Annotated in this window: 20 protein-coding genes; 11 read left to right on the top strand and 9 right to left on the bottom strand. The window is 49.5% G+C overall.

Annotated features, from left to right (window positions below; all coding sequences use genetic code 11):
- Positions 1-8 precede the first annotated feature (8 nt).
- Entirely contained in the window at positions 9-2336 is a 2328-nt protein-coding gene (locus tag CSR04_RS11740; protein ID WP_102796483.1) for a TonB-dependent receptor, read from the bottom strand.
- Between the two features lie 203 nt (positions 2337-2539).
- Between CSR04_RS11740 and CSR04_RS11735 the strand changes: the two genes are divergently transcribed.
- From CSR04_RS11735 to CSR04_RS11720, 4 genes are all read left to right on the top strand, one after another.
- Positions 2540-3193: a TetR/AcrR family transcriptional regulator gene (locus CSR04_RS11735; protein WP_102796482.1), complete on the top strand. Its 654-nt coding sequence runs from the start codon at positions 2540-2542 to the stop codon at positions 3191-3193.
- Positions 3194-3481: 288 nt separating this feature from the next.
- Positions 3482-3814: a c-type cytochrome gene (locus tag CSR04_RS11730; protein ID WP_216362554.1), complete on the top strand. Its 333-nt coding sequence runs from the start codon at positions 3482-3484 to the stop codon at positions 3812-3814.
- Positions 3804-5231, top strand: coding sequence for a D-arabinono-1,4-lactone oxidase (locus CSR04_RS11725; protein ID WP_172449336.1), 1428 nt, complete (start codon positions 3804-3806; stop codon positions 5229-5231). Before CSR04_RS11730 ends, CSR04_RS11725 begins: the two co-directional genes overlap by 11 nt.
- Positions 5231-6511, top strand: coding sequence for an alanine racemase (locus CSR04_RS11720; RefSeq protein WP_102796480.1), 1281 nt, complete (start codon positions 5231-5233; stop codon positions 6509-6511). The genes CSR04_RS11725 and CSR04_RS11720 overlap by 1 nt, the downstream gene beginning before the upstream one ends.
- 293 nt (positions 6512-6804) lie before the next feature.
- Here the strand turns inward: CSR04_RS11720 and CSR04_RS11715 are convergent, their stop codons facing one another.
- The 4 genes from CSR04_RS11715 to CSR04_RS11700 all read right to left on the bottom strand — a co-directional run bounded on the left by CSR04_RS11715 (position 6805) and on the right by CSR04_RS11700 (position 12471).
- Complete coding sequence (locus tag CSR04_RS11715) at positions 6805-7572, bottom strand: type 1 glutamine amidotransferase domain-containing protein (RefSeq protein ID WP_216362553.1); 768 nt, start codon at positions 7570-7572, stop codon at positions 6805-6807.
- Between the two features lie 171 nt (positions 7573-7743).
- Positions 7744-9117: an aldehyde dehydrogenase family protein gene (locus CSR04_RS11710; protein WP_102796479.1), complete on the bottom strand. Its 1374-nt coding sequence runs from the start codon at positions 9115-9117 to the stop codon at positions 7744-7746.
- Positions 9118-9208: 91 nt separating this feature from the next.
- Positions 9209-10468: a DUF2254 domain-containing protein gene (locus CSR04_RS11705; RefSeq protein WP_102796478.1), complete on the bottom strand. Its 1260-nt coding sequence runs from the start codon at positions 10466-10468 to the stop codon at positions 9209-9211.
- An 83-nt stretch (positions 10469-10551) separates the two neighbouring features.
- The gene (locus CSR04_RS11700; RefSeq protein WP_102796477.1) at positions 10552-12471 is read right to left on the bottom strand and encodes an alpha/beta hydrolase family protein; all 1920 of its coding nucleotides are present in this window, start codon (positions 12469-12471) and stop codon (positions 10552-10554) included.
- A gap of 176 nt (positions 12472-12647) precedes the next feature.
- Here CSR04_RS11700 and CSR04_RS11695 point away from each other — a divergent pair, with 176 nt between their 5' ends.
- Together CSR04_RS11695 and CSR04_RS11690 are read left to right on the top strand one after the other, a co-directional pair.
- The gene (locus CSR04_RS11695; protein ID WP_102796476.1) at positions 12648-13127 is read left to right on the top strand and encodes a hypothetical protein; all 480 of its coding nucleotides are present in this window, start codon (positions 12648-12650) and stop codon (positions 13125-13127) included.
- The gene (locus CSR04_RS11690) at positions 13120-13326 is read left to right on the top strand and encodes a helix-turn-helix transcriptional regulator (protein ID WP_102796475.1); all 207 of its coding nucleotides are present in this window, start codon (positions 13120-13122) and stop codon (positions 13324-13326) included. The genes CSR04_RS11695 and CSR04_RS11690 overlap by 8 nt, the downstream gene beginning before the upstream one ends.
- A 23-nt stretch (positions 13327-13349) precedes the next feature.
- Here the strand turns inward: CSR04_RS11690 and CSR04_RS11685 are convergent, their stop codons facing one another.
- Positions 13350-14180, bottom strand: a complete 831-nt coding sequence (locus tag CSR04_RS11685; protein ID WP_102796474.1) for a GumC domain-containing protein — start codon at positions 14178-14180, stop codon at positions 13350-13352.
- Positions 14181-14302: 122 nt separating this feature from the next.
- Between CSR04_RS11685 and CSR04_RS11680 the strand changes: the two genes are divergently transcribed.
- Positions 14303-15232, top strand: coding sequence for a response regulator (locus CSR04_RS11680; RefSeq protein ID WP_146027166.1), 930 nt, complete (start codon positions 14303-14305; stop codon positions 15230-15232).
- A gap of 708 nt (positions 15233-15940) precedes the next feature.
- Here the strand turns inward: CSR04_RS11680 and CSR04_RS11675 are convergent.
- The 3 genes from CSR04_RS11675 to CSR04_RS11665 form a co-directional block, all read right to left on the bottom strand.
- Positions 15941-17197, bottom strand: coding sequence for a sensor histidine kinase (locus CSR04_RS11675; protein WP_245921562.1), 1257 nt, complete (start codon positions 17195-17197; stop codon positions 15941-15943).
- A 76-nt stretch (positions 17198-17273) separates the two neighbouring features.
- Entirely contained in the window at positions 17274-17975 is a 702-nt protein-coding gene (locus CSR04_RS11670) for a response regulator transcription factor (protein WP_102796472.1), read from the bottom strand.
- Between the two features lie 36 nt (positions 17976-18011).
- Positions 18012-20390: a TonB-dependent receptor gene (locus tag CSR04_RS11665; protein WP_102796471.1), complete on the bottom strand. Its 2379-nt coding sequence runs from the start codon at positions 20388-20390 to the stop codon at positions 18012-18014.
- 1164 nt (positions 20391-21554) lie between these two features.
- On the opposite strand from CSR04_RS11665, the gene CSR04_RS11660 reads away from it, so the two are divergent.
- The 4 genes from CSR04_RS11660 (at position 21555) to CSR04_RS11645 (ending at position 26136) form a co-directional block, all read left to right on the top strand.
- The gene (locus CSR04_RS11660; protein WP_102796470.1) at positions 21555-22943 is read left to right on the top strand and encodes a sensor domain-containing diguanylate cyclase; all 1389 of its coding nucleotides are present in this window, start codon (positions 21555-21557) and stop codon (positions 22941-22943) included.
- A 183-nt stretch (positions 22944-23126) separates the two neighbouring features.
- Positions 23127-23408, top strand: coding sequence for a hypothetical protein (locus CSR04_RS11655; RefSeq protein WP_102796469.1), 282 nt, complete (start codon positions 23127-23129; stop codon positions 23406-23408).
- A gap of 679 nt (positions 23409-24087) precedes the next feature.
- Positions 24088-24720, top strand: coding sequence for a DUF2971 domain-containing protein (locus CSR04_RS11650; RefSeq protein WP_102796468.1), 633 nt, complete (start codon positions 24088-24090; stop codon positions 24718-24720).
- Between the two features lie 123 nt (positions 24721-24843).
- Positions 24844-26136 (top strand): hypothetical protein, encoded by a 1293-nt coding sequence (locus tag CSR04_RS11645; protein ID WP_102796467.1) that lies wholly within the window; start codon positions 24844-24846, stop codon positions 26134-26136.
- Positions 26137-26771: the final 635 nt, after the last annotated feature.

Here is a 26771-nt window from a genome sequence, read left to right as displayed (position 1 = left end):
AGAGGGTATCAGAACTGATAGCCAAACTGCAGGGTCAGACTGCGACCCTGTTCGGTATAAATGCTATACATGCCCACAGGCCCGAAAGACATATCGGTGGAATAGTTGATGGTGGTTTTATCGGTCAGGTTTTTGCCTAATAAAGCCACCGACCAGCCGTTCACATAATCGGCTAGCGCGACCCGCAGATTAATCTTGTTGTAGCCGCCCTGGGCGGTAAAGGGGTTTAAGTCATAATTGGTGTAATGCATGGACTTGAACTGATTCTGCAGATTCACCTTCAGCTCCATGCCGTCGCCGACTTCCACTATGTAATCCAGATCCACCGAACCGGACCATTTAGGGGCAAAAGCGCCGGTTTTACTGGATAAGTCGCAGGACTGACCGTCGGCTGCCATATTATCCGGGGTATACATCAGGCTGTAGAAACACTTAGCGCCTTTGAATTCGTCCCAACTGAAGTCCAGCCAGGCCAGGTTGCCTGACAAACGCCAATTATCAGCAAATTGCCAGCGCCCATCCATCTCCACCCCGCGGCTGGTGGATTTACCGCCATTCTCAACGAAAAAGCCAGCAGTGCCGTCAAAGGTGGAGGTTTGCAGATCTTCAAATTCCATATTGAACAAGGCCAGATTCAAATCAGCGCTGCCATCATCCAGAGTCAGCTTGGCGCCCAGCTCATAGGCCACCACCGACTCGTCTTCAAACTCCCAGTCCCTGGCCACATTGGCCCGGGCATCAAAGCCACCGGCTTTGGTGCCGGTGGACACTGCACCATACAGCATGCCGCCGTCGAACTTATACTTCACATTCAGTGCTGGCGAAAAGGCCTTTTCGGTGCGCTCACCCTTTACCCCATGTTGTTCCAGTTGCAATTCACTGGCCAGAATACCCAGATAGATGTCGGGCGGAAGTTGTTCGGGCAGCCCCATGGCCTGCAACATATCCGGTACATTGACCAGCGCCTGCCCGGCGATGGCCTGTCCGCTGGACAGTTCCACCAACGTCAGGGTGCGACTGCCTTGTTTATCTTCCTGGGAGTAGCGCAACCCTAAGGTCGCCTGCCAGTTGTCACTGAAGCTGTAGTCAAACTGGCTGAATATGGCCCAGGTATCTGAATCATTCTGGTAATCACGCGGCCCCAGCGCATTCAACGGATAAATTCGATAGGCTTCGGCAAAATCCAGCTCAGAATCCTGATAGTAAGCACCGGCAATAAAATTCAGTGGTCCCTGCCAGTCGGACGTCAGTCTTAGCTCCTGACTGAGCTGGCGATATTCTTCATCATTGTACTGGCGATACACCAGCGGGGCTGGGCTGTCATCGCCGTCACTGGTGAGGGCTAAGTCATAGTGTTGCCAGCCAGTGACGGACGTCAGGCTGAGGTCGCCAAGTTGCCATTGCACGTCAAGGGTCAGGTGATCGGCCTGATAGTCGGTGCCTTCGTCTTCACCCAGCTCGCGTAGGCCTTTTTGGGTGACATCGTCTAAAACATATTGGCGTGGGTCGCCAAAGTAATCCGGCAACTGTGCTGTGCCGTTTAAATATACGGATTCAGCGACGGGCTGGGCATTGCGTACCCCGTCTGAATCTTCACGGTCAAACTGATAGCGAAATAATACCTCGATGTCATCGGCTGGCTGCCAGGCCAGCGACACTCTGCCGAGCAGGGTATCTCTGGCGACTTCGTCACGGTCCATCAGGTCGTTGCGCAAAAAGCCGTCTTCGCTAATGATCTTTACCGCAATGCGCCCTTGCAGGTTGTCTGTCAGGGCATTACCAACTGCCCCTTCCACGCTGTAGCCATTGTCCAGCTCATATGCACCATGCAGATAACCGCGCAGATCGTCTGTGGGTCTGGCGGTGACAATATTCAGCGCCCCGGCGGTGGTGTTTTTACCGAACAAGGTGCTTTGCGGGCCACGCAGCACTTCTATACGCTGGACATCCAGAAAACTGCTGCGCATCAGTTGCGCTCGGCCGCGATAAATGCCGTCTACGTAAGTGCCGACGGTTTGCTCAAAGCCCTGGTTGGAGCCAGATCCCAGGCCTCGCATATTGATGGCAAATCCCTGGCCGGTTTGACCTACCGAAAAGTTGGCGATATTACTGGAAAGCTGCTCTGCGGTGCTGAGATTGTTATCGATCAGCTTTTGCGCCGGGATGGCGGTAATGGAAATGGGTACCTCTTTGACACTCTGGCTGCGCTTTTGTGCCGATACCATAATCACTTCCAGCGCGCCTTCGTCAGCCGGTTGAGCATCCTGCGCCCAGGCCGGAGCCAGGGCCAGACTGGTGGACAGTGCCACAGCACTGAATTTCAAATTAACGGGCATGGCGGATTCTCCTGCGTGCGTCCGGCCAGAGTGGTCGGTATGTTTTGTTGGACACTCGTCCAATTTAATTTCTGAGTAGTGGATATGTCAATGATTTGTTATGGATTTGTTGTAGGGCACCGGCATAGCCTGGCGGAGAAAGCGGCTTGACTGGTCCTTGGGGCTTGGATAACGTCAGACTTTTGTAACAGACAGGATATGGCATGACAGACAAGGCGGATAAAAAGGCAGCTAAAAGTGAAATTACCCGCAGCAAAATACTTGAAGCTGCGCTGGATCTTATTGCCGAGGGAGGCCTTTCCGCATTGTCTCACCGCACTATTGCCAATCGCGCCGGGGTCAGGCTGTCGCTCACCAGTTACTACTTTGGCACCCTGGACAAACTGGTGGAAGCGGCCTTTGATCGTTTTGTCGAACAAACCCAGCCGTATCGTGACAAAGTGCGGACCAGTATTGATCAGCAATGTCAGTTGCCCGAAGGGCAGATAAATGCAGCACAGATGGCGTTACTGACCGAGCAACTGGCTGATTTTCTGACTCAGCATATTCAGGCCGGGGTCACGCAGCGGCGCCGCGAGCTTGGGGTGGAAAGCCATTTTGTGTATGCCTTTAACATTGCCCCGCCGCTGGCAGCCAAGATTCAGGCCTTTACTCATATGCAATTACAAATGATTGAATCGGTTTGCCAGCGTTTTGGCAGTGCTATGCCCTGGCAGGATGCTCATCTTATCCTTGCCGCCATCAGCCAGATGGAGTTTGCCCATGCCAATGGTGGCCGGGAATTCGATGCCGCCTTTGTGCATCAGTGCCTGAAACGCTTATTTGGCTGTTTATTTAGTGCAGAAAAAATACACTAAAGGCATCAGCACACCCAGAATAAAGCCATTGCATATATTCTCCTTAGAGCAAGAGAGCAAGAGAGCAAGAGAGCAAGAGAGCAAGAGAGCAAGAGAGCAAGATACTGAGCGGCCCGCCAACAAGGCAGCTAGTCTTTGTATTCCATTATTGTTGGGCTTAAGCCCAACCCACAGTGGGTCGGAATTTATTCCGACAGCAAAACTCAGATTTAACAACTTATTGACAAGCCATCCGCCAATTATGTAATTTGGACGTTCGTCCAATAAATGTTTTTTGCTGAGGCACTTATGCTCCTGCCCGCCAGACGCATCATGCTGATGATTGCCAGCTTGACCGCCTTCGCCGCACAGGCTCAGGTTACACCCGAACAGATGCAACTGTTGGGTACTAACTGCCTGCAATGCCATGCCATGCCGCATACCGGTGCACCATTGCTAGGCGATACAAAGGCCTGGCAGGCGCGTATGCAAAAGGGCCGCGAACAGCTCCTGATAAACAGTATTGAAGGTATCGGTGGCATGCCGCCGATGGGCTATTGCAGTTCCTGCACAAAAGAGGATATGCAAGCCCTTATCGACTTTATGCTGGGTGATGCCGGGGAGAACAGTGATGCACAATAAATCTCAGGCACAAATTAGCCGACGCACTATGCTAAAAGGCCTGGCAGCCGGGGCGGCCTTGCCGCTGACCGGTTGTTCACGCAACCCTGCTGCGCCGCAACTGCAAGCGCCTTTTGTGCCGGGTAAGCCTTTGCCCTGGATCAATTGGGGTAAAAATCATAGCTGTTATCCGGCTCAGCGCCTGGCGCCGCGCAACGAAGCGCAGTTGCTGGAAGGGCTAGTTAACGCCAAAGGCACGGTCAGGGCCGTTGGCTCCAGCCACGCCTTCAGCGCATTGGTGCCCACCGACGATACCTTACTGACTACCGACTATCTGTCCGGCCTGATTAGCCATGATGCCGAAAAACAGCAGGCGCAGGTGTGGGGCGGCACCCGATTACACAATCTCGGGCCGTTACTGGAAAGTGTCGGACTGGCCACGGTGAATCTGCCGGATATGGATTATCCATCGCTGGCCGGTGCCATTGCGACGTCCACCCATGGCACAGGTAAAAACTTTGGTTCTTTGTCCACACAAGTGGCGGGACTGACCCTGGCGACCCTGGATGGGCGACTGCTGGATGTCAGTGCAGACCGTCATGCGGATATCTTTAAGGCGGCATGCACACATCTGGGCGCCTTGGGTATAGTGACGCGCGTTAACCTGCAATGCCAACCCGCCTATCAGTTGACCGAAGTCAGCCAGGTTGAGCCGCTGGAACAGATGCTGGCCGAGCTGGACCAGCGAATGGCGCAAAACCGCAATTTTGAGCTTTTCGCCTTGCCCTATTCGCCATTGGGTATCTCTGTTACCACGAATGAGGCAAGCGCCGGTGATGTTAATCAGGGCGAAGACGATCCAGGTGCATTGAACCAGCTTCGGCAGGTGTTTGAATCTGTTTCCTGGCTGCCCGGGGTTGGGGAATCGATTTATGCCTGGTTGCTGGAAAAGGCCTTCGGTGGCAACCCGCCGGTGATCCGCAGCGGGGCATCTTACCGCGTACTGGCGCATGCCAGAACCACGCGTTTTTGTGAAATGGAATACTCTATACCTGTGGAAGCCGGGCCTGCATGCCTGCGCGAGGTTTTGGCGACCATTCAAAAACGCAGACTGCCAGCCTGCTTTCCCATCGAATATCGCCACGTCAAAGGCGACGATATTATGTTGTCCATGTATCAGGGGCGGGATAGTGCGGTATTGTCTATTCACCAGTTTGGCGACCTGGACTACCGCCCCTTCTTTGCCGAGATTGAACCCATTTTCCATCGCTACGACGGGCGGCCGCACTGGGGGAAGATCCACACACTGCAAGCGCCACAATTGGCGGCCCTATACCCTAAACACTGGCAAGACTTTCTGGCCATCAGGGAAAGTCTGGATCCAAGCGGAAAACTACTGAATACGCATCTGCAACAGGTATTGGGAGTCATTAGCTGATGACAAGCAGAAGAACCTTTTTAAAAGCCGGTGTCGGTGCTGCAGTATTGGGTGGAGCCTGGCTGGCCAAACCCGGGGACAGTGCCGCCGCCACGGATGATTATTTTAATGGTATATCGGATGTTTTGAATCGCGCCGCCATTAGTCATCCGTCGTTGCTGGTGGATCTGGATAGGTTAGATAGCAACCTGGCAGCACTGAACCGCTTTTTTCAGAAACAGCCGGATAAAACTTACCGCATCGTGGTGAAATCACTGCCTAGCCCGGCCCTGCTGGATTACATTGCCGAACGCACCCATACCCATGCCTATATGGTGTTTCACCTGCCTTTTTTACAGGCTCTGGTCAAGCGCCGGCCTGACGCCGACATTCTGTTTGGAAAACCTATGCCGGTGGCCTCAGCCAGGGCTTTTTACCAGTCTTTTGACCAGACTCAACAGGATTTTGTGCCACAGCAGCAGTTGCAATGGCTCATCGATAGTCTGCCCCGTCTGGAGCAGTACCTGCAACTGGCCAAAACCCAAGGGCAGAGGTTGCGGGTGAATTTTGAGATAGATGTGGGTTTGCACCGCGGCGGCTTTAATCACCCCGGTCAATTCCGCCAGGCCCTGGATTTGGTGGCGGCCAATCCAGAGCATCTGCAATTTGCCGGCTTAATGGGGTATGACGCCCATGTCAGCAAACTTCCCGGCTTTTTAGGTGAGCGTGAATTTACCCGGGTGCAGGAAAAATATCAGGGATATGTGGAGCAAATCCGCCAGGCGTACCCGCACTGGCTTGAACAGCGGTTGTGCTTTAATGGCGCTGGCAGCCCAACCTTTCTGCGTTATGGCCAGGTGGAATGGGTCAACGATCTGTCGGTGGGCTCCTGCCTGCTTAAACCGGCGGATTTTGATTTACCTATACTCAATGAGTTTAGTCCGGCCACCATCATCGCCACCCGGGTGTTAAAAAAGCAGCCCAATTTGGGCGTGCCAACCCAGGAATGGCTGGGAGATGTGGCAGCCTGGTGGGATCCTAATCAGCAGGTCAGTTTTTTTATCTATGGCGGCAAATGGCTGGCCACGCCCTGGTCACCGCCGGGACTGACTTTTAATGGCCTGTACGACAGCTCCAATCAGCAAGGTTTAAGCGGCTCCAGGCAAGTATCCTTGGAAGTGGATGACTGGGTCTATCTGCGGCCATTACAAAGTGAAGCGGTGTTGTTGCAATTTGGCGATTTACTGGCCATACGCGGCGGCCAACTGCTGGCCCGCTGGCCGATACTCACTGGCGACTAGAAGCGTTGCGCTGTGGTGAAAACGTATTAATTCAAAATACAAAAAAACACAGAGGCACAGAGAACACAGAGTTATCTAAGGGAATGATGGTTCTGCGGCCTTAGCGTCTTTGTGAGAAGCCTTTGTTATTCACCGCCGAGACGCAGAGAACGCTGAGTTTTCAGGGGCATAGATTGAAAGACCTCCTGCTTTTCTCTGGGCCCTCCGCGGCTCTGCGGTAAAAACGTATCATTTTAAAAATACTAATAACCACAGAGGAACAGAGGTCACAGGGTGGTTGAGGGTATTGTTACTTATATGGCTTTGGTTTGTTGAATTGCTTTGATCACTTCCACAGCCAACTTTTTCGCTGAGGCCGGGTTTTGCCCAGTGATCAGGCGACCCTCAACGACGACATTTTCCTGCCAGGGCGCGCCAGAAATGTGTGTTGCACCGCGCTCCTGCAATTTTTCTTCCAGCAGGAAAGGAATAATATCCAATTGCCCGATATCCGCCTCTTCTTGTTTGGTAAAAGCCGCAACGGGTTTGTTTGCCACTAAATATTCGCCATTGGATAAGGTGATATCCACCAGTGCCGCAGTACCATGGCATACCGCTGATACAATGCCACCTTGTTCATAAATGCTCGCAGAAATACGGCTGATGTGCTTATTGTCCGGAAAGTCCCACATGGGGCCGGAGCCACCGCTATATAGCACCGCATCGTAGTCGCTGGGGTTAATTGTGGCTAAAGGTAGGGTGCGGATCACTTTGGCCATCAGTTCAGCATCTTCCAGGAAACGCTGGTGATAGTCGTCCGCTTCAGTAAAGGCTTTGTCATCCAGTGGTGCCATGCCGCCCAATGGACTGGCGATATCTATCTGGAATCCGGCTTGTTTAAATTCATAATAAGGATGGGTGAGTTCAGGCAGCCAGAAGCCGGTTTTCCTACCTGTATCTCCCAGCTCAGAATGGCTGGTGAGCACTATCAGTATTTTGTTTCTTTGTTCAGTGCCAGTCTCAGCCTGAACTGATGCGACCATGCTCAGGGCGACCATCAACCATACTATTAACGTCTTCATTGTACTTCCTATGTTTATGTTTTAGGTGACTTGCCACTTATGTGGATAAGCACACTTTAAGGAACACAACGAAGCAGGGCATTTACATAGGTTGATAAATGCCCTTGAATTAAATTGGGGTTTTGTGGGCCAGCGGCATTACGTCATTTGGGGGCGTTCACCCCCAGTCACTCACTTTATCATTTTCAGCAGTTTCATTTTTCCGGCACTGAATGGCGGGTAGCGCCAGTTCACATCAAACCAGGTGCTGCGTTTCATTACGGCCTTTAAATGGCTGAAGGTGTCAAAGCCCCAGCGGCCATGATAACGGCCCATACCGCTATTACCTACGCCACCAAAGGGCAGGTCTGGATTGGCCATAAACATCATGCCGTCGTTGATGCATACGCTACCGGCACTGGTACTTGTTAGTATCTGCTGCTGCAATGACTCTGAACGGCTATACAAGTACAGGGCCAGAGGCTTGGCGCGCTGGTTTATAAAGTCGCTGGCCTGGGCAATGTTATCCAGGCTGACAATTGGCAGGATGGGGCCAAAAATTTCTTCCCGCATCAGTGGGCTGTCAATGGCCGGGTTGCGCACCAGGGTAGGCGCCATATAGCGCTGCTGCTCGTCGACCTGACCGCCGAATATCACGTCCTGATCCTGCAGATAAGATTGCAGTCTCGCCAGGTGACGTGGGTTGATAATGCGTCCGTAGTCGTCACTGTCTGCCGGGTTGTGACCGTAGAAGGCGGTGATTTTGTTCTGAATGGCCTGGATTAATTTGTCAGCAAAGGCGTGTTCCACCAACACATAATCCGGGGCCACACAGGTTTGCCCGGCATTCATCCATTTACTCCAGACAATACGTGCCGCAGTTACATCTAAATCGCAGTCACTGGCGACGATACAGGGGCTTTTACCGCCCAGTTCCAGGGTTACCGGGGTCAGGTGCTCAGCGGCGGCTTTCATAATAATTTTGCCGACGGTTTCCCCGCCCGTATACAGGATATGGTCAAACTGTTGTGTCAGAACATCAGTGGTTTCCTGCACCCCGCCTTCCACCACCGCATAAGCCTGTCGGTCCAGATAGCGGGGCAGCAGCGAGGCAATCAGGGCGCTGGTGTGCACAGCCAGTTCTGAAGGTTTCACCACGGCGCAGTTGCCTGCAGTAATAGCGGCCACCAAAGGCGCCAGCAGTAACTGAAAAGGGTAGTTCCAGGCACCGATAATCAACACCACGCCAAGGGGCTCGGGTTGCAGCCAACTGCTACCGGGTTGCGCCACCATGGGGGTGGACAGTTTGCGTGGTTTAGTCCATTTTTGCAGATGTTTGAGACTGTGGTTGATGTCGTCTTCCAGAAAGCCGATTTCGGCCAGCCAGCTTTCCTGTTCAGCTTTGCCCAGATCCAATTTCAGCGCCTGCACGATGTCCTGCTGGTGGGTCTGGGTCATACTCAGTAATTGCTGTAACTGATGGCGACGCCAGTTCAGCGGCTTGGTTGCGCCACTGCGATAAAAACTTCTCAGACCGGTTACCAGGTTCGCCATTTCCACAGACATAGTTGTCTCCGCAGTTCAAACAGGTGTTTACATTATGCTATTCCCTGCAATGGAACAAGTGGCGGGTAACTGTTATTGGTCTTATGTCCAATTACTTGTCTGACAGAAAGGCCGCCGCCGCTTTAGCCTGCTGTTTGTCCTCTTGCAGTGTCAAGCATGCATCAGAGCGGGCCAGCGCCTTACTGGCATGATGATGGGCTGCTTCACGCATTCCGGGCACAGGGCAGTCAGCCAGCGATGCCAGGGTTTTCTGCAGTTTAAGCACCACTTCGATACAGCCGGCACCATCACGGCCAATGGCATTAAAGGCGTCGTCGAACATTTCCATTATGGCCAATTGCGGGACCTGAATTTTATCAAATTTACAGGGTGCAAGTGCTTCCATCGGCAGTGGTTCGCTCCATTGGCTGAACAAACGGGCGAAACTGGATAGTACGTCAATGGCGGTGCCTGGGTCGTTAACAGCCGGGGACAGGGCCTTGCATGCCACCTGCGACAACACCACCAGACCAAACCTGGGGTCCTCAATAAAGGTCCGGCTCCTGCCCAGTACAAAGGCATTCTGTAAGGCACTGACACAGCTTTCATCTAATGAGTTGACACCGCTCACTTGTAAAAGCACCTGGCCTGGGAAAACAAAACTGCCCGGTACCACCTGTAATCTGACGATGGCCTGTTGCAGCTCAGCCTGCTTTTGTAAGCTGGCCATTTCAATACGCTGAATATAGCCAGGGCTGCTGGCATGAATGTCTACGAGCGGGCCGGATAATTCCCCTATGGCAATGCCGCCTAACAGCGGCGCTTGTTTGCGGTGAGCCAACGCTTTGGCGGTGGCCGCCTCTATTTTTTCTATGGTGGAATTAACCCGGCCCAGTCTGGCGATACGGTCAACCCAGCGTACAAAAGTGACAATCACCGCAGCTAATACCAACAGCGTCATGCAAAACAACACAAAGTGGCCGCCTTGTTGATAAAAGTTGTTTTTTACCGCCACTATGGCCACAACGCTGAAGATAAAGGCGCCGATAAAGGTGGCCAGGGCATTTTGCGACACATCATCGGCAATCACTAACGCAAAGGAACGCGGGGTGGCACTGGTGCCGGCACTGGCATAAGCCGCCACCATAGAGCCGACACAGAAGGTTGCAATCACCAGCATGCTGGATGACATGATCGACAACAAGGTTTCCAGGCTGTCACGACTGATGGCGGGCAGGTAAACCGCCAGGCCGCCGCTACCCAGCCACTGGGCGGTAAAGGCAGCAATCACCGACAGCAGACACATTAACAGTGGGCGCACCCACAAACGTTCAGACAGTCGGTTGGCCCAGAATGTCATACGGCTGACCATGGTGCGTCCTTATGGCTGGATAATATGCGTCGCAGCATAACATAAACACAAGGCCCGCCATTGCGGGCCATGCACACTGCTTGTCATAGATGGGTTTGCAAAAACTGCAAATAGGCTTGTTGTGCTGTGATGCGGTTGGCCTTGCTGCGAAAGCCATGGCCTTCGTCAGCGAACAACACATATTCCACCGGCACATTATTAGCGCGTATGGCTTCCACCATTTCGTCGCTTTCTACCTGCAATACTCTGGGATCATTTGCGCCCTGCACCACCAACACCGGGCGTTTAATCTTATCTGCATGGAACAGCGGAGAAATACGGGTTAATCGTTCCTTATCGGTGGCCGGATCGCCCAGTTCATCATACAAAGCCTGGCGAAAACTTTCCCACCAGGGCGGAATGCTTTCCAATGTACGTACCCAGTTCGTTACACCGAAAATGTTGATGCCCAGCTTAAACTCATCGGTAAAGGCCATGGCGGCCATGGTCAGGTAGCCGCCATAGCTACCACCCATCACCGCGATGCGTTCGCCATCCACCCAATCCAGACTTTGCAGATACTTTTTGCCATACACTATGTCCTGTAAGTCGTCCTCGCCATGGCGTTTGTCATCCAGATGAAAGAAAGTTTTACCATAACCCGATGACCCGCGGTTGTTTACCCCAAGTACCGCATAGCCATGATTGACCAAGTGTTGAATCAAGGCGCTGTATCCTTTGCGGGTTTGTCCGCCCGGTCCACCATGAATAAAGAGTATGGCTGGTACTTTATGGTTGGCGCTGGCCTGCTGCGGTTTAAATTGAATGGCGGGGATAGTCAGGCCATCGAAACTCGGGTAACGCACCACCTCGCTGCTGACCAGATTGGCAGCATCAATGTGTGGATTTAGCGACTGACTCAGCTGTTTGGCCGCTGGGCTGCCAAGCTGCCAGCTAAACAGGTTAGATGGGGAAATATCCGAATTGATGTAAAACACCATGCGCTGTTCGTCACGGCTGAAGTTAACACCGCGTAGATCGCCTGCGGGCAGGGTTGGTAACAGTAATTGCTTGCCACTATGGGTGTCCAGAATAGACAGCTTGGTCTGGGCATCGGCGTTAACCCCGACAACCTGATAACGACCGTTTTTTGAGAAGTACACAAAGGATACATCCCAGTTATCGGCATAGTGCAACTGGCGGTGGCCGGACAACAGGTTATAGGACCAGGCCTGGGTAAATTCCCCCTGGGCGTTGCTACCGTAAATTAACTCATCGCTGTCTGGGGTAAAGCTAAACACGGTGTGACTCACTCTACCCTGGTGGGGGGTGATATGCAGAGGTGGTGCGGCAGGCTGTTGCAGGTTAGCCACATAAATATCGTCATCGGCATTACTATGCACTTTCATCAACGCCAGCCAGTTTCCATTGTTACTGATGTCGCCCAGCTCCCAGCCCTGAATGTTTTCAAACACCATAGTGCGACCGTAGTCTTCGCTGTCGTAACGGTACAGATCAAAAGCCTTGGCATCCCGTTCATTGGTGGCCACATAAAAATGAATATCGTCCTGATGCCAGCCCATAAACTGCGCTTTGAGCTTTTCCCCTGGGGTGATATCCCGGCTACTGCCGTCTTCTTCCAGCACATAGAGATGATGCAGCTCGTTACCGCCCTGATCTGAGGTATAGAGTGCGCGGTTATCCGCGGGGAACCAACTGACAGCGCTGATGGCATTGGTGTTGGAATGGGTTAACTGAGTAGGCGCACTGCCATCCAGCGGGTAACTGTAGACATTAAATACCCCACTGGCATCACTGCTGACCAGCACCTGGCTGTTGCTGTGGTTAATGGAAGAGCCATACAGCGTCACCGTATCAAAAAAACTTTGTGCGCTGTATTGGGGGATTTGCACGGGTTGTACTTGTACGGCACTGGGTTGGGGCGTTGGTGTTTTGGCGCTCTGACAGCCGACCAGCATTGCCGCACTCAGGCAAAGGGCAGACCAATAGTGACGGGGTTTCATAGTGATCCTTGTATTTTTTGCAGTTCCACAAGGTTTTGTATAAATACTGACCGGCTTAGTCAAGCTATTGCTGCCTGAAAATAAAACTTGCCTTTGTGTAACCTTTGGGTATCATTTGGTTGTCTTGGGTATCAATGGTTACCCAGGGGTATCAAAATTTGCATAGGAAGAGCATTATGATGAGCGTCAATACTTTGTCGAAAGCCGAACAGGAAAATCTACTACTTAAGAAAAATGCCATTCTGTGTCTGGTCTTAGGCTTGTTCTTTGTCATAGACAGCACGCATGAGTTGGGGGGATGGGAGTTAAGTGGTAGGTGGGCACTACTTTACCTGCCAGTACTGTTACTGTTTTTCTACATGTTATATTTGCTGTTAAACGTTAGTAAATTTAGTCGTGGGGTGGCCAAGCGAGCTTTCTGGACTGGGCGCTTTGAAGATGAGTATGCAGAGTACCTGAATGCCAGGGGCTACAAGTTTGGTTATGGTGTGGGCTTTATTGGTTTGATTACCTTCAGTTTGTTTGCTGATTTGATCTTGGCTGATGAAACCACGGCGTTAATCAGCATGGAGCTTTGGGCTCAGTTAGCTGCTGCATCGATGTTAATAGGTTATGCCTTGCCGGTAATATATGGATTGGCCAAAGACAATGAATGAGCAACTGGACAACCATATTCACAAGCTGCGTACCCAGCGTAAGGTGTCGCAGCAGGAACTGGCTGATGCCATTGGCGTATCGCGCAAGACCATCAGCACAGTGGAAACCGGGCGCTTTACTCCCTCGGTGGTCATTGCCTTAAAAATGGCCCGTTTCTTTGATGTGCCGGTTGAGAGTATTTTTACCCTGATGGAGTAGGCTGCTACGCCATCAGGCAATTCTCAAGCAGGAGGGTCTTCAATCTGGTTTAACAGCTCGAGATATTTACCTTCCAGGAATTCCTTCTCGCGCTTGATATGGTATAGCTCCTGCTCTTTTTGCGATAGCTTGTCCTGTGCTTCCTTCGATTGCTGCTTAAGCCTGCTCAGTTCAGTTTGATTTGGTGCAGACTGAATCAGGCGTTGATTCAGTCTGGCCACCTCATCGCGATATTTGTTGGCCATTTCTTGCAGGCGCTCGCGTTCCATGGCGAATTGCTCATTGGCCTGCTCAAACTCCTCGTATGTAATGCTTTCAGACATATCTTGTTGTAACTCTTCAACTTTAGCGCGTATCTGAGCATTCTCTCTGGTCACTTCATCCAGCTTGCTAAATTGTTCAAAGAGTTTTTGTTTGGTTTGTTTGAGGCGACTCTGGCTTTGATCCAGATCTGTACGTAATTTGCGAATTAAGGCATGAGATTTTTTTAAATTGGTCGTCAACTCTTCCAGTTTCTGGTCTTGCTCGGGATTGCTTGCTTGGCTGTCACCCTGGCTATCCAAGCGGATATCCCGCGTTTGTTTTTCCAGAGACTCATGTACCTTCAGTACTTCGCTGAGCAATTCTGCCTGTCGGTTAAAGCGCTCCAGAGCGTTATCCACGGCGGTCTGACAGAAAGCCAGGGCCTGACTGACCGCCTGATTATCCTGGCGCTGAGTTTGACCAAACAACAACCGGCATTCGCGAATAATCATCCAGATAATCACAAACCAGCCGCCAATGGTCAGTAATCCCAAATCAATAGCGAGAATTTTCCAGACATCGGAACGAAACAAGTTTTCAAATGACCACATGTGTTTACATTTTTAATATAGGGATAAACGATAGAATATGGATATTAGCGTTATTTTTGCTTATGGGAAGGTAAAAAAAGTGCATATAATGTCGCCCAGTAGTTAATTTTGTGTATGTTGTTTTGAAGATCCTAATCGTTGATGACAGCGCGGCAATGCGGGCAATAGTACGTCGGGGCCTGGAGAAATTCGGTTATCGTACGTTGCAGATTGAACTGGCCAGTGGTGCTAAAGAAGCCTTTGAAATGATCGGTAAATGGCAGCCTGATATTTTGTTATCTGACTGGCATATGCCTATGATGTCTGGCCTTGAGCTGCTGCAGGAAATCAATCGCCGTCGCCTGCCCATCAAGGTGGGGTTTGTCACCACAGAGAATAACCAGCAACTGGTTGGTCAGGCCATGGCCGAAGGCGCCAAATTTATTCTGAATAAGCCGTTTGAAGATGCCGCCCTGCACAAAGCATTGTTGCCGCTGGTACAAGGGGCTGAAGAATCGGAAAGCATGCTCAATCATCAAACCGGTGTTGATCATGGTGTCGCCTTACCAAATGCCAGACAATTGCAAACCGTCTTGCAGGGAATGTTCAGTGCCGAGCTTACCTTTACCCCAGTTGAACCTTTAGCCTACTCACCAGAATTATTACCTTTGTTACTGGCCTTATTTGAAGACCCGGATACCCGCAAAATAAGAGCGGTGGGCATTCTTGATTTACACGGTACTTATACCCTGGCAACGGCAAAATGCCCGTCATTGCTGGCGGAGATCAGTGGCATGCTGGCGGATAAAACCGTTAATAAAGCCATGATGGACCAGTGCCAGGAAATTATGTCCAGCGTGGCCATGACGCTGCTGGATAAGCAAACCCGTAAAAGCCTGACGCTGAAAAACCTGAGCTTTGTGCCCAAAACGTTCAGCAAAATGGAACAAATTTATGCCAAACCTCAGCACTTGCGTATGGACGGCTTAGTGCATATTAAAGGCTTGGGGCAGGGGCGCCTGAGCATTGTCAGTACCCAGGCTGGTCGTCCGGCCAGACGCCAGGCGTCCTGATCTTATTGACCTGAAACTTTGCACCTCTGTGGTTTTTTATGCTTTTGAGCAAATTTATTTTCACCGCAGAGCCGCAAAGGGCCCAGAGAAAAGCAGGAGGTCTTTTAATCTATGCCCTTGAAAACTCAGCGTTCTCTGCGTCTCGGCGGTGAATAACAAAGGCTTCTCGCAAAGACGCTAAGGGCGCAAAGGAAAGCCCGCTGGTAACCCACCTTCAACCACTCTGTGTTTCTCTGTGCCTCTGTGGTTTTTTATGCTTTTGAGCAGATTTATTTTCACCGCAGAGCCGCGGAGGGCCCAGAGAAAAACAGGAGATCTTTCAATCTATGCCCCTGAAAACTCAGTGTTCTCTGCGCCTCGGCGGTGAATAACAAAGGCTTCTCGCAAAGACGCTAAGGCCGCAAAGAACAGCGCGCAGAGTGGCCATAACCCCCAACCACTCTGTGTTCTCCGTGCCTCTGTGTTTTTTTATGCTTTTGAGCAGATTTATTTTCACCACAGAGACACAGAGGTCACGGAGAAAAGCAGGAGACCTTCACTTTATGCTATTGAAAGCTAGGTATTTTTCATACCTCGGCGGTGAATTAATTAACGCTTCTCGCAAAGACGCTAAGGCCGCAAAGAAAAGCCCGCCTGTAACCCACCTTCAACCACTCTGTGTTTCTCCGTGCCTCTGTGGTTTTTGGTATTTTTTGAACTGATGCGTAGTTACCAGGAAAGGCGGGCGACCACGCGTTTTTCATCGGCGTGCAGTGAAAACGACCAGCCATTTCGCTCACACAAGCGTTGTACAATACCCAGCCCCAGACCATAGCCCTGCGGTGACGCCTCGGTCGGCATATGTTGCTCATCAGCCTCACCGCTTAGTTGGTTGGTGATTAACAGCTCATGCTCTTTAATGCGAATCGTAATGGGCCCCTGGTCGGTGAGGGTATGCTCAAATGCATTGCGCACCAGATTATTCACTGCAATAGCAAAAGCCTGAGGATGGCCGCTGATGCTGGGGTTAGCCAGATGATCGACGTCAACATCGATCTGCTTGCGACTTAGCAGATGGCGCTGCTGGTCTATGGCGTGGCTCACCAGCGGCGTGACGAAAAACTGCTGGTGATATAAGCCGTCGTCAGTTTCGCGGGCCAGGCATAAAAACATGTCAATGGTGGTTTTCATATCAAGGGTGGCTCGGCGCACCCTATCCAGCGCTTTTCTGTCGCTGGCTGATAATTCGCTGTGCTCCAGCAGCTCAAGTGCGCCGGTAATAACAGTGATAGGCGTGCGCAGCTCGTGGCTGGCGGAACTGGTAAAGTAGCGCTCCCTGGTTACAAAAGCGCTGATACGCTCAAGCGTTCTCTCAATGGTTGCTGCCAGTACGCCAACTTCATCATCGCCAAAGCGGCTGGATTCTATGCGTTTGTAGTCTTCAGCCGACAGGTGTTGTACGTCGATTTCTGCCACTTCGGTGGCCAGTTGCGCCACCGGGGCAACAGCCTGGCGCATGACCAGCACACCCAGCCCGAAACCCAGCACACCAAGGGTACCCACAACAGCGCTGATCACCAGCAGCAACCACCAGTCCTCTGACGATGCCGCCTCAATCCCGGAAACGTCGAACACCACAAAGGCCCGTTGTTGATTGTCGCCGGCGATGACCGCCACATGCAACTCTTCGGCTTCGAATTCGTATAACCCTTCCGCCGGATTTGATTGCGCCCATGCCTGCAGCGATGCCGGCAGGCTGGTAACCGTATCGTAGCCGCGCAGATTCGCTGGTATAACGGGATAGCTGTTGGCGGCAACCTGCAACTGCTGGGTTAGCACCCGATCTTCACTCAACCGGATGGCGGCGAAGAATGCGAATCCCCAGGCCAAACTGAGTACCGCAACGCAGATAGCAAAGGCAATGGCGACACGCTTGCGTAAACTGTGGCGATACATTTTGAGAGGCTGTGGTTTATTCAGGCCCACTAAACTTCACTCCTGTTGCCTTGCCGGGCAATAAAATGACGGCCAGCAGAGTGCGCATTTGAAAGATACACAGCCTTTATTCGTCCTCTGCAATGCGATAACCAATACGATGCACGGTATGAATAAGCGGGCGCTCAAATGGCCGGTCAATGGCTTGGCGCAGCTTGTACATATGCGAGCGCAGCGCATCGCCGTCGGGGCGTTCGTCTGCCCACAACAAGGTTTCAAGCTCATCACGTGCCACCACAGACGGTGCCTGCTCCATCAGGCGCTGCAGTAATTTCATGCCTGTAGGGTTAAGATCAATCCGTCTTCCTGCACGAGACACCTGCAGCGTGGACTTGTTGAGCGCCAGATCTGCCACCGTTAACAGCCAGTCGGTTTTACCATGGCTGCGTTTGTACAGGGCCTGCAGGCGCGCATGTAGCTCCTGTAAGGCAAAAGGTTTAACCAGATAATCATCGGCGCCTGCCGCAAAGCCCTTTAGTTTATCGTCGAGGGTGTCTCGTGCCGTGAGCATCAGCACCGGTGTTTCGAGTTTGGCATCGGCACGCAGCTTGTGGCAGAAACTCAGGCCATCCATGCCCGGCAGCATCAGATCCAGCACAATCACATCGAACGTATTGGTTAACGCCAGGTACATGGCGCTGATGCCGTCATAGGCAAAATCCATCACATAGCTATGCTTCTCAAGATAGCTGGCAATGTTCTCGCATATGTCGCGGTTGTCTTCGACAATCAGCACTCTGACCGGCGCCATACCAAACGCGTTTAGCATAGTTTGTTCCTCTTGCCTGGGCCTTTACCAGGCCTGTTACCAGGCATAATCCAGTCGCAGACCAATCAATGGCTCTGCTTCGCTATCGTCCTGCACCAGCACACCGCGGCGATAGTCAAACTCGGTATCATCGCTTGACGAGGCGGCCGTGACGTTAATCACATCAAGAAAGGCTGTGACATCAACCGGCCCAAAGGCGCGCCGATAGTCAACCCGAACGTTTAACAAGCCAGCGCCGTCTTTGCGACCAACATTACGCTCAGTGATCTCTTTTGAGTAACGCAGCATTTGCCCGGGCCCCAATACATCCGCATGAATAACAAAGTTATCATCTGGGCGACCAGAAAGGTATTTGTAGCGCGCTGCAACTTTCCAGCGGTCGCTGATTTCCCAGGTCAGGCCCAGGGTGGCGACATGCTTGCGGTTAAATTCCGCCGCCACCTCACCGCGCCCGTCCTTACGGTCAACTACTGCATCGTTGTAAGAATAGGTGGCGCTGGCGTACAGGCCTTCGAACAGCGTACCGTTAACCACAATATCGACCCCATAGGAGCTGCCATCGCCCAGGTTGGCAAAGGTGCCGCTGGCCCGGTCAAGGTCGACCACCAGGTCGTCGAGACGTTGATAATAGGCCTCGGTTAACACCGACCAGTTGCTGTCGGGGAAGTATTTTAAACCTATGCTGGTATGGGTGATTGTTTCATTCTTAAGTGTGTTTGACTCGTTAGCGGCCAGTTCTAAGTACCTTGGCGACTGATGAAACAGCCCGGCGCTGGCAAAATACCTGACTTTTTTACCCGGCTGCCAGTTAAAGCTGAGCCTGGGAGCAACCAGGCTTTCATCGGCAAAACCATCGCGCTCAAGGCGTAAGCCGGTGCCAACATCCCAATCACCGAATTGAAAAACCTGCTCGACATAGCCGGCATAGCTGGTTTCTTTGTGTTTAATTGCCGAGTTGATGTGCTCAGGCTTCAGCACAATATAGCGCTGCTGTGGGTCAGCTCTGAAGTCATCATCGTCGTACACAAAGCGGATCCAATCGCCATCCAGCACCGTGCTGTAGTCCAGTTCAATTTGCGTCAGCCGTACCCCGGCACTGAACAGCCCCCAGTGATTGGTTGTCTCAAAATCACTGCGCCAGCCAAGCTCGGTTTCATCTTCAGCGATGCTAATAATATCTTCCCTGACCGGGAAACTGGCGGCCGGTGAGCCTTCTGGCACCAGATCAGGAAAAGCTTCACCTTCTGAGCTTAGCTTGTCGCTTTTGCGGTAATACAGCTTATTGGTCCAGACCGCTTTTTCACCCACTAATGAGCGCAATGTCAGGCCATATAAATCACTGTCTTGTTTGAAGTCCAGCAGCGCGGCATCTTCAAAGTTGGGTGAGGCAAACACATGCGTAACGTCGCGGCGATAGTCTTCCTGCGTATCCATCAGCAGAATTTCAACGCTGTGGTGCTGGTTAATCGGTATCACTGACTTTAGGATGATATCTCTTAACACCGGCTCGCCAATATCCAGCTCTTCAATGGTTTCAAACAACTGGCCAAAGTCCAGGCGCCGGGCAGAAAACAGCATCGTTGCGTCATCACCAACCGGGCCATCGTAACCCACCTCAAACCCAGCCAGGTCATATCGGAAACTAGCCGATGGGCTCGGGTTGCCATCGGCAACCTGCAGTTTCAGCAGCGATGCCGCCCGCCCACCATAGGCCGCTCCCCAGCCACCGGGGGAGAACTCAGCGCTACTGATCACATTCGGGGCGAAAATCGAGAAACGGCCACCACCGCCAACATCTTCCTCTTCCCCTAAGGTGGCATCAAAGTGCACCGCTTTATCAAAGGGAAAATCATCAACGAATATCAAATTATCTCTGGGGCCGCGGCCACGTACGCTAAAGCTGGCAAATTCACTGGCCGATGCTAGGCCTGGTAAGCCGTCCAAAGACAGCAGTGGATCGGCGCCACCGCCCACCGCGCTGCGCAGCGCCTCGCGGTCCAGATAGGTGCTGGAGCCTGCGGCAAAGGTCTCGGCTTGCTGCGCTCTAACCTCTACTACTTCAATGGCTTGCTCTCTAAGTTCGAATGCCAGCTTGATATTTTTCCGCGTCACCACCCGTATGCTTGGCTCATACAATGAGGCGAAACCGTTTTTGGCCAGGCTTACCGAGTACAAGCCGGGGTCAAGCTGTTCAATAACGATGCGCCCCTGTGCGTCGGTTGCAAAGGTTTGTGTGGACGAGGTTTCCCGCTCCCTGACGGTAATCTGCACATCCGCAAGGGGGCGCTCAGTATTCTGATCTTTAACGATAACAGTCAGCGCACCGGGTGCTTCGGCGGCCTGGCTAAAAAGTGGTAAGCCAATCAGCAGCGCCCACAGAGTCAACCAGGATATTTGCGTTAATTGCCTGTTCATATTGCTACCTTCCAAATGTTGAGCCTATCTATTTGATGGAACAAAGGGGAAGCTAGCAAAGCCAATGTGACTAAAATGTCGCCAAGATGTGAAGGTTATACCCGCAGAGTGAGATTTTTCTATATTGGCGACAACGAACTGGATAACGCAGTATCAGCTTTCTGCTTTATTTATAAAAAGGCTGTAATCACCGCCTGTTGGCGTTAAATCCAAAAGGTATGTCATGGTGGCGCTGTGGGTGTTGGGAATGGTGCGGAGCTTATTCTTGGCGGTTCAGAGCTGGGGCCACTAAAGCTGTTCAATTTGGTGCCTGACCGCCCCAACAATGAGAATTAAATATGTTTCAACACGAGGAAGCTTTTCTCGCTGAGTCGCAAAGAACTCAGAGCAATTGAAAGCAGTAAAGACCTCAGCGTGTTTCACTGCGCCTCCGCGTCACTGTGAGAGGTATTCCAATAACGGCCGGGAATTTTTAAGCGGGGGTCAAAGCGGCTTGGGCCGCTTAGGGGGAGCATCAGCTTGTTTTACTGGCAATTGGTCTATAAACGGCCAACCAACTTTTGACTAATGTTGGTGCGAGGAATTCGGAATTAATGCCACTTTGTGAATGGCTGGGTTGAGCGAGTTTCTGACTTGGCTTTCCCTGCTGGATATGACACTCCATCCATGGAGCGCCAGTCCCATTTCTTTGCTGCGCGGCAAAGAAACGAGACGCAAAGAAAACGCGCCCGCTGGATTCCCAACAACGTCAGTCCAGGGCACTACTAAAAGGCGGTCGTGAAAACGACGTTCCAGACGCGTCTTCCACTCAATTTGCTCCAGGCAAATTGCCCACCTTTTAGCAGCGCCCTGAACCGACCGGGAATTTTTAAGCGGGGCCAAAGCGGCTTGGGCCGCTTAAGGGCGTCATAGGTTTATTCAACTAGCAATTGGTCCACCAACGACAAACCAACTTTTGACTATTGCAAGTGCGAGGATTTCACAATTAATGCCACTTTGTGAATGGCTGGGTTGAGCGAATAGCGGACACTTAATTTTATACTTAGCTAAGAATTTGACAAAAATCGAATTAAATTTTTCTTGTGCTAGTCTTAAGTTAGCTATCAGGAAAATTGTTGAAAGTCTTCATTGATGAAGTGATTTTGGCTTTATGAGAGAAGTACAATGAATGACTTTAATGGTGTTACTCTTCACACTTTACTTGAAAATGCCAACATTGGTGTGGTAATTCATCGTTGGGACACATCCGTCGTCTATGCTAATCCAACTGCGCTGAGGCTTTTGCGTTTATCTCATGATCAAATTATTGGTAAAACTGCAATGGATCCCCAGTGGCGCTTTATTGATGAAGCCAGCCACCCATTACCATATGATAATTTTCCCGTTTCACTAGTCAAAAGATTTAAAGCACCGCTCAGTAACGAAATATTAGGTGTCATTGACAGCATTAAGTTAACGCCAACTTGGTTCATGGTCAATGCTTACCCTGAGTTTGCAAAAGAAATTGATGATAGCTTTATCATCGTGACATTTAACGACATATCGGATCAGAAGAATTTATTTTCTTTTAGTGAAATTGTTGATAATGCCCAAGATGTCATTATTGTAACGGAAGCGGACAATATTGATAAACCTCTTGGGCCACGCATCGTTTATGTGAACAAAGCGTTCGAGCTGCTCACAGGATATAGCAAAGCGGAAGTGGTAGGCGAAACTCCGAGAATATTGCAAGGAAAGGATACGGATATAGAAGAACTTGCAAGGATTAAAAAGGCGTTAGCCAACAAGGAAGCCATAAATACGACGATTCTAAATTATTCAAAAACAGGTCATCCATACTGGTTAAATATAAATATATTTCCTTTGAAAAATAAGTATGGTGAAGTCACTCATTTTGCCGCGTTAGAACGGGATGTAACCAGTGAAAAGTACTATGCAGAACAGCTAGAATCTAAAAATAAAGCGCTGAAAGAGATTAAGGAAAATCTTGAAGGAATTATTCACAAAAAAACACAAGAGCTACACGATACCAATAAAAAACTCTATCATCATGCCTATTTTGATCTATTGACAAAAATTCCTAACCGAAGAAGTTTTACAGAGCAAGCAATTAAGCAGTTTAGTCGAGGGAAGCGAGAGAAGCTGTATGTGTTAACTGGCCTTCTGGATATAGATTTTTTTAAGAAGGTTAATGATGCATATGGACATGATGTTGGTGATTTAGTATTAAAGGAAGTAGCACAAATATTTCCATCTTTTTTTCGCCGGGAGGATGTTTACGGACGATTTGGTGGTGAAGAATTTGCTTTTTGTATATTGATTTCTGAACAAGATAAGGCTTTCGAAATTTGTGAAAGACTGAGAGAAAAAGTAGCACATAAGGCAATAGAGCTTGGAGATTCTACCAAATTATCTATCACTGTTAGTATTGGAGCGACTGTTACATTTGATGATGAAGATGCAAAGCTGGAAGAAGAAATTAGAAGAGCTGATATTGCTTTATATGAAGCCAAAAATAGTGGTCGCAACCGTATATGTATAAACAATCGTTAGAAGTCAAAGATTAGAAATACACGAAGAGTGGACAATCGCTATTGTCCTTCGTGCACTTAAGATAAAAAGGGTCAGATCCTGAGGAATCCCCACAAATAGTCCATAAAATTCATTGAGATAGGGAACATTCATGACGTTTGGTGATCAGATCGTTCGCCAAAACAAAACCCGTCAGGAAACGCCATGAATGCCCACGCCATGTTGACCAAAATTCTCTCGCTTGTCAGCTTCAATATGCACAAGGCCCGACAAAAGGCCCTGATTGCCTGTACTCAAAGCCTTTTGGCTGGCAACGTGGCCACCGTCACCAGTATGGGGCGCGGAATTTGCTCCAAAGCATTTGAGAAGCACCGCATCAAGTGGGCTGACAGGTTATTGTCCAACCAACATTTGCTAAGTGAAGTGCCTTCGCTGTATATGGCTGTCAGTCACCTGTTTAGAAGAAAAGGGTCAGATCCACATTAGAAGCGACACAGGTCAAAAAGAGTATGTAAGCTGCTGATCTTATAGGAAACTTGCGTTCTCTGCGGTGAATACGGATCAAAGGGGCACAATTGTTGAAACAGTTTCAGAGAATTGGGCGGTGACAAGACTCTTATTGCAGTCAATAACCGCTATTGGCACAAAGCAGACATTAACCGACAAAAACATCAATCAGTTGCCATCCCTTAAGCGGCCCAAGCCGCTTTGACCCCCGCTTAAAATTCCCGGTCGTTGTTGGGAATCCAGCGGGCGCGCTTTGAAAACCACATCCCTGTAGCTTTTCCTTCGGACCAGCATAAAGCTGTCCCAAATTTTTCCTGAAAATTTGGTCTTTGCGTCTCGTTTCTTTACCGCGCAGTAAAGACAATCTGGTCTGGAACCAGATTGAACAGCTTTAGCTGGCCCGGAGGGCAACAGGCAGGATGCTTGTTGTAAATGGGACTGGCGCACCAGGGATGGTGCGTCATATAAGACATGGAGGTTATGTATTCAAGACCTTGCCATGGCTGTCTTCTCCGTGGATACTGAAACTCAGTTTGTGTAAATCAATGCCATAGAAATAGTTGACATCAGACATGGACAGTTCTCCTCAATGGTTGCCAGTTAAGCGTGGCATAACCCCAGGAAAGGGGGAGTCCATATCATTCGTTAGGCATAGAGAATGCGTGTATATCATTTTTTAAATGAGCAATATGGATTAGAAGCAATTGCTAATGCTAAGTTAAAAGTTGGTAGACTTAGCCATTTCAATGACCCCTTTGAGTACTTTCATCTTGAAACTGAAAATTGTGGCACAAGGGATATTCTTAAAGGAAGAAGAAAAAGAGCGAATTGGGATTATGGTATAATTTGTTTCAGTAAAAACTGTACCAGTCCCGTTCAGTGGTCACATTACTCAGATTCCCATAAAGGCCTGTGTTTAGGGTTTGACATTCCAGCTGAGAAATTATTAAAAATTGAATATATCGCCGAGAGAGCATCGGCTAAAGACTTCAAAGAATCACTGGCGTTGGAAAAAGAAGAATTTCTCAAATATATGCTTTCAAAAAAATACAAGCACTGGGAATATGAAGAAGAACATAGGTTACTTATAAAATTTCCACAAAGAAATAAGGGTAACGATCTAGTATTTGAAGATTTTTCAGAAAACCTGAAACTAAAGGAAGTAATTATTGGTTTTAGGAGTCAGGTCACAAAGAAAATCTTAAAAAAATACTTATATCGTGACAAAGATGTTGAAATAAGAAAGGTTTATCCATCTCATAATGATTACCGGATGGAGATAAGGGTTTAAATGCCTAACAATCGCCAGCACAACGCGCCTTCGGCGCTCGACTCGCAACAGGTTGCTCGCTTGTGTGGCGGGCGTTAGGCAACTGTGAAAATCATAATATCCAAATAACAAGGAAAACATAGAATGCTTTCTGGTAGGGATTTGTCAAATCTTGGGAAGGGTAAGGATGCCACGCTTGCACTTCAAGCAGTTTCTGAGATGTTTGGAGATGCTTATTTAAACGCTAAAAAAAACCATAGACTGCAAAAGTTATGGTCTAGGGCTGATCGATTGGCTACTGTCGAGCTATATACACTAGGAGTTTGTCTTATAAAACTCAAAAAAAGCTCCCCAGGCTGGCTGAAATCTACAATAGGAAGAATTAAAAAACAGCCTCCAACATCATCTCAAGGTTTCTTTACAGAAATTTTGTATTCCGGCATGTCAAGTCTGCATGAGTCTGAAATAACTCCGGCGGAGAAAAGCAATTCTGGGTATGATTTCTCTGTTACTTTGCCAAATAATACAAGGCAGTTTGTGTCAGTAAAAAATATAGACTCATCGGAACAATATATTAAGTTTCAGAAGAGGTGCAGCAACCTCAGGATAAAGTGGATAGAAAAGTTAAGGGTTAGCCATGCAAGACGTGGCATTAGGGTTGTGTCAACAAGGGTGTTACTTGATGAAGATTTCAAAGCATTGATTGGTAAAATTAAATCTTTAAATTTAAACAGCCATCAGAATTCGCTACAAATTGGCGCGGAAATTAAAATTCATATCTTTGATCTTCCGCCGAGTGAATACAGCCTTTCTTCAAAGTATATATCCGATATTGTTCAGGTTTTCTGCCCACCACCAGAGTCGGAGCTAAAAAGATATTTGAAAAAGATTCGTGATGCTGTTGTAAATATTTCTAAATACACTCCTCAGGATGAAGGCAACTCTCGTGTAATTTTTATTAGAACGCATGTAAATGCGGATTTTGACTATATCTCTGAAGAGATTAACAAGCTTGTTAATGAGCAAAGTGGAGGGGTTGATTGCATAATTTTCTATCAGCCAAGCTATGTCAGAGACGAAAATAACAGTTCACTACTAAATCACTGCTTTAAATTTGTTTCATCCCCAAGATATGCGTTAAAAATGAATGGCGCCGATCATTTTATAATGAACATTCCCGTTGGATATTTTTCACAAAATCAGTCTCCTGTGAAAATCATAGATTTGGAAAGTGGGCAGAGCACTGAGCTACCGCCAAGCTATTATTTTTTCCAAAAAGGTGATTTGTATTTGCAGTCAAAAAAGGATAAGGATGGCAGTATTTACTGTAATGATCTAGGGTCACCTGCTTTAGGTATTCGAAAACATGGTGTTTTTTTTGACTTGGTAATTGAAGCAAAAGGAACTCCAAAATCCGAAGACTTATTAATAATATAAAGCCTAACAAAGCATTGCAGCGGACAAGCCGCCGAATGCGACGTTACGCCTGACCGCTCTTCGCTCATTGATGCCATTAAAAACTCAATGAACCAACGACCGCTGTACGTACATAGCAGACATTAACCAACAAAAACATCAACCAGAAGCCACCCCTTAAGCGGACCAAGCCGCTTTACCCCCAGCTTTCACAACAAATGATTTCTCTACCACGAAGATCAGAAGAACACGAAGAATGGGCAATCGACCTTGTCCTTCGAGCACTTCGCGCCCTTCGTGGTGAAACATATTTAAATTCCATTAGTGGGGCGGTTGGGAACCAGCTTGAACTAGCCGTAAAGGCAACAGGCAGAACCCCAGTTGTAAAGTGACTGGCGCGTCGCAAAAGACACGGAGGTCACTGCTCGCCAGTGGTTTATAGCCTCAGTCCACGGGTGTGGGTTTCAAGAGAATCAGCAATCTGTTGCATAAGATTCTTGCTTTGAAGTACGTGAAGGGTTTCCTGCTCTCGTTCCCAGTCGTCGGCACTTATTACCACGAAACCGTCCAATGACTGGACCATAGTATCGTGCCTGCATATAGCTTAATAGCAGATGCGGTCCCGCTGCGTCTTACAAAAAAGCCGACAGTGAGTC

It is taken from the genome of Bowmanella denitrificans (assembly GCF_002887595.1).
GTDB classification, from domain to species: Bacteria; Pseudomonadota; Gammaproteobacteria; order Enterobacterales; family Alteromonadaceae; genus Bowmanella; species Bowmanella denitrificans.
The sequence above is the reverse complement of the archived record's forward strand: the minus strand, read 5'-3'. Positions and strand labels throughout refer to the sequence as shown.

Excerpts from the sequence above, each read along its gene's own strand:
- CSR04_RS11720 (WP_102796480.1), top strand. The coding sequence starts at position 5,231 with ATGACAAGCAGAAGAACCTTTTTAAAAGCCGGTGTCGGTGCTGCAGTA.
- CSR04_RS11730 (WP_216362554.1), top strand. The coding sequence starts at position 3,482 with ATGCTCCTGCCCGCCAGACGCATCATGCTGATGATTGCCAGCTTGACC.
- CSR04_RS11645 (WP_102796467.1), top strand. The coding sequence starts at position 24,844 with ATGCTTTCTGGTAGGGATTTGTCAAATCTTGGGAAGGGTAAGGATGCC.
- CSR04_RS11650 (WP_102796468.1), top strand. The coding sequence starts at position 24,088 with ATGCGTGTATATCATTTTTTAAATGAGCAATATGGATTAGAAGCAATT.
- CSR04_RS11695 (WP_102796476.1), top strand. The coding sequence starts at position 12,648 with ATGATGAGCGTCAATACTTTGTCGAAAGCCGAACAGGAAAATCTACTA.
- CSR04_RS11660 (WP_102796470.1), top strand. The coding sequence starts at position 21,555 with ATGAATGACTTTAATGGTGTTACTCTTCACACTTTACTTGAAAATGCC.
- CSR04_RS11740 (WP_102796483.1), bottom strand. The coding sequence starts at position 2,336 with ATGCCCGTTAATTTGAAATTCAGTGCTGTGGCACTGTCCACCAGTCTG.
- CSR04_RS11655 (WP_102796469.1), top strand. The coding sequence starts at position 23,127 with ATGAATGCCCACGCCATGTTGACCAAAATTCTCTCGCTTGTCAGCTTC.
- CSR04_RS11735 (WP_102796482.1), top strand. The coding sequence starts at position 2,540 with ATGACAGACAAGGCGGATAAAAAGGCAGCTAAAAGTGAAATTACCCGC.
- CSR04_RS11710 (WP_102796479.1), bottom strand. The coding sequence starts at position 9,117 with ATGTCTGTGGAAATGGCGAACCTGGTAACCGGTCTGAGAAGTTTTTAT.
- CSR04_RS11700 (WP_102796477.1), bottom strand. The coding sequence starts at position 12,471 with ATGAAACCCCGTCACTATTGGTCTGCCCTTTGCCTGAGTGCGGCAATG.
- CSR04_RS11715 (WP_216362553.1), bottom strand. The coding sequence starts at position 7,572 with ATGAAGACGTTAATAGTATGGTTGATGGTCGCCCTGAGCATGGTCGCA.
- CSR04_RS11690 (WP_102796475.1), top strand. The coding sequence starts at position 13,120 with ATGAATGAGCAACTGGACAACCATATTCACAAGCTGCGTACCCAGCGT.
- CSR04_RS11685 (WP_102796474.1), bottom strand. The coding sequence starts at position 14,180 with ATGTGGTCATTTGAAAACTTGTTTCGTTCCGATGTCTGGAAAATTCTC.
- CSR04_RS11665 (WP_102796471.1), bottom strand. The coding sequence starts at position 20,390 with ATGAACAGGCAATTAACGCAAATATCCTGGTTGACTCTGTGGGCGCTG.
- CSR04_RS11725 (WP_172449336.1), top strand. The coding sequence starts at position 3,804 with ATGCACAATAAATCTCAGGCACAAATTAGCCGACGCACTATGCTAAAA.
- CSR04_RS11705 (WP_102796478.1), bottom strand. The coding sequence starts at position 10,468 with ATGGTCAGCCGTATGACATTCTGGGCCAACCGACTGTCTGAACGTTTG.
- CSR04_RS11670 (WP_102796472.1), bottom strand. The coding sequence starts at position 17,975 with ATGCTAAACGCGTTTGGTATGGCGCCGGTCAGAGTGCTGATTGTCGAA.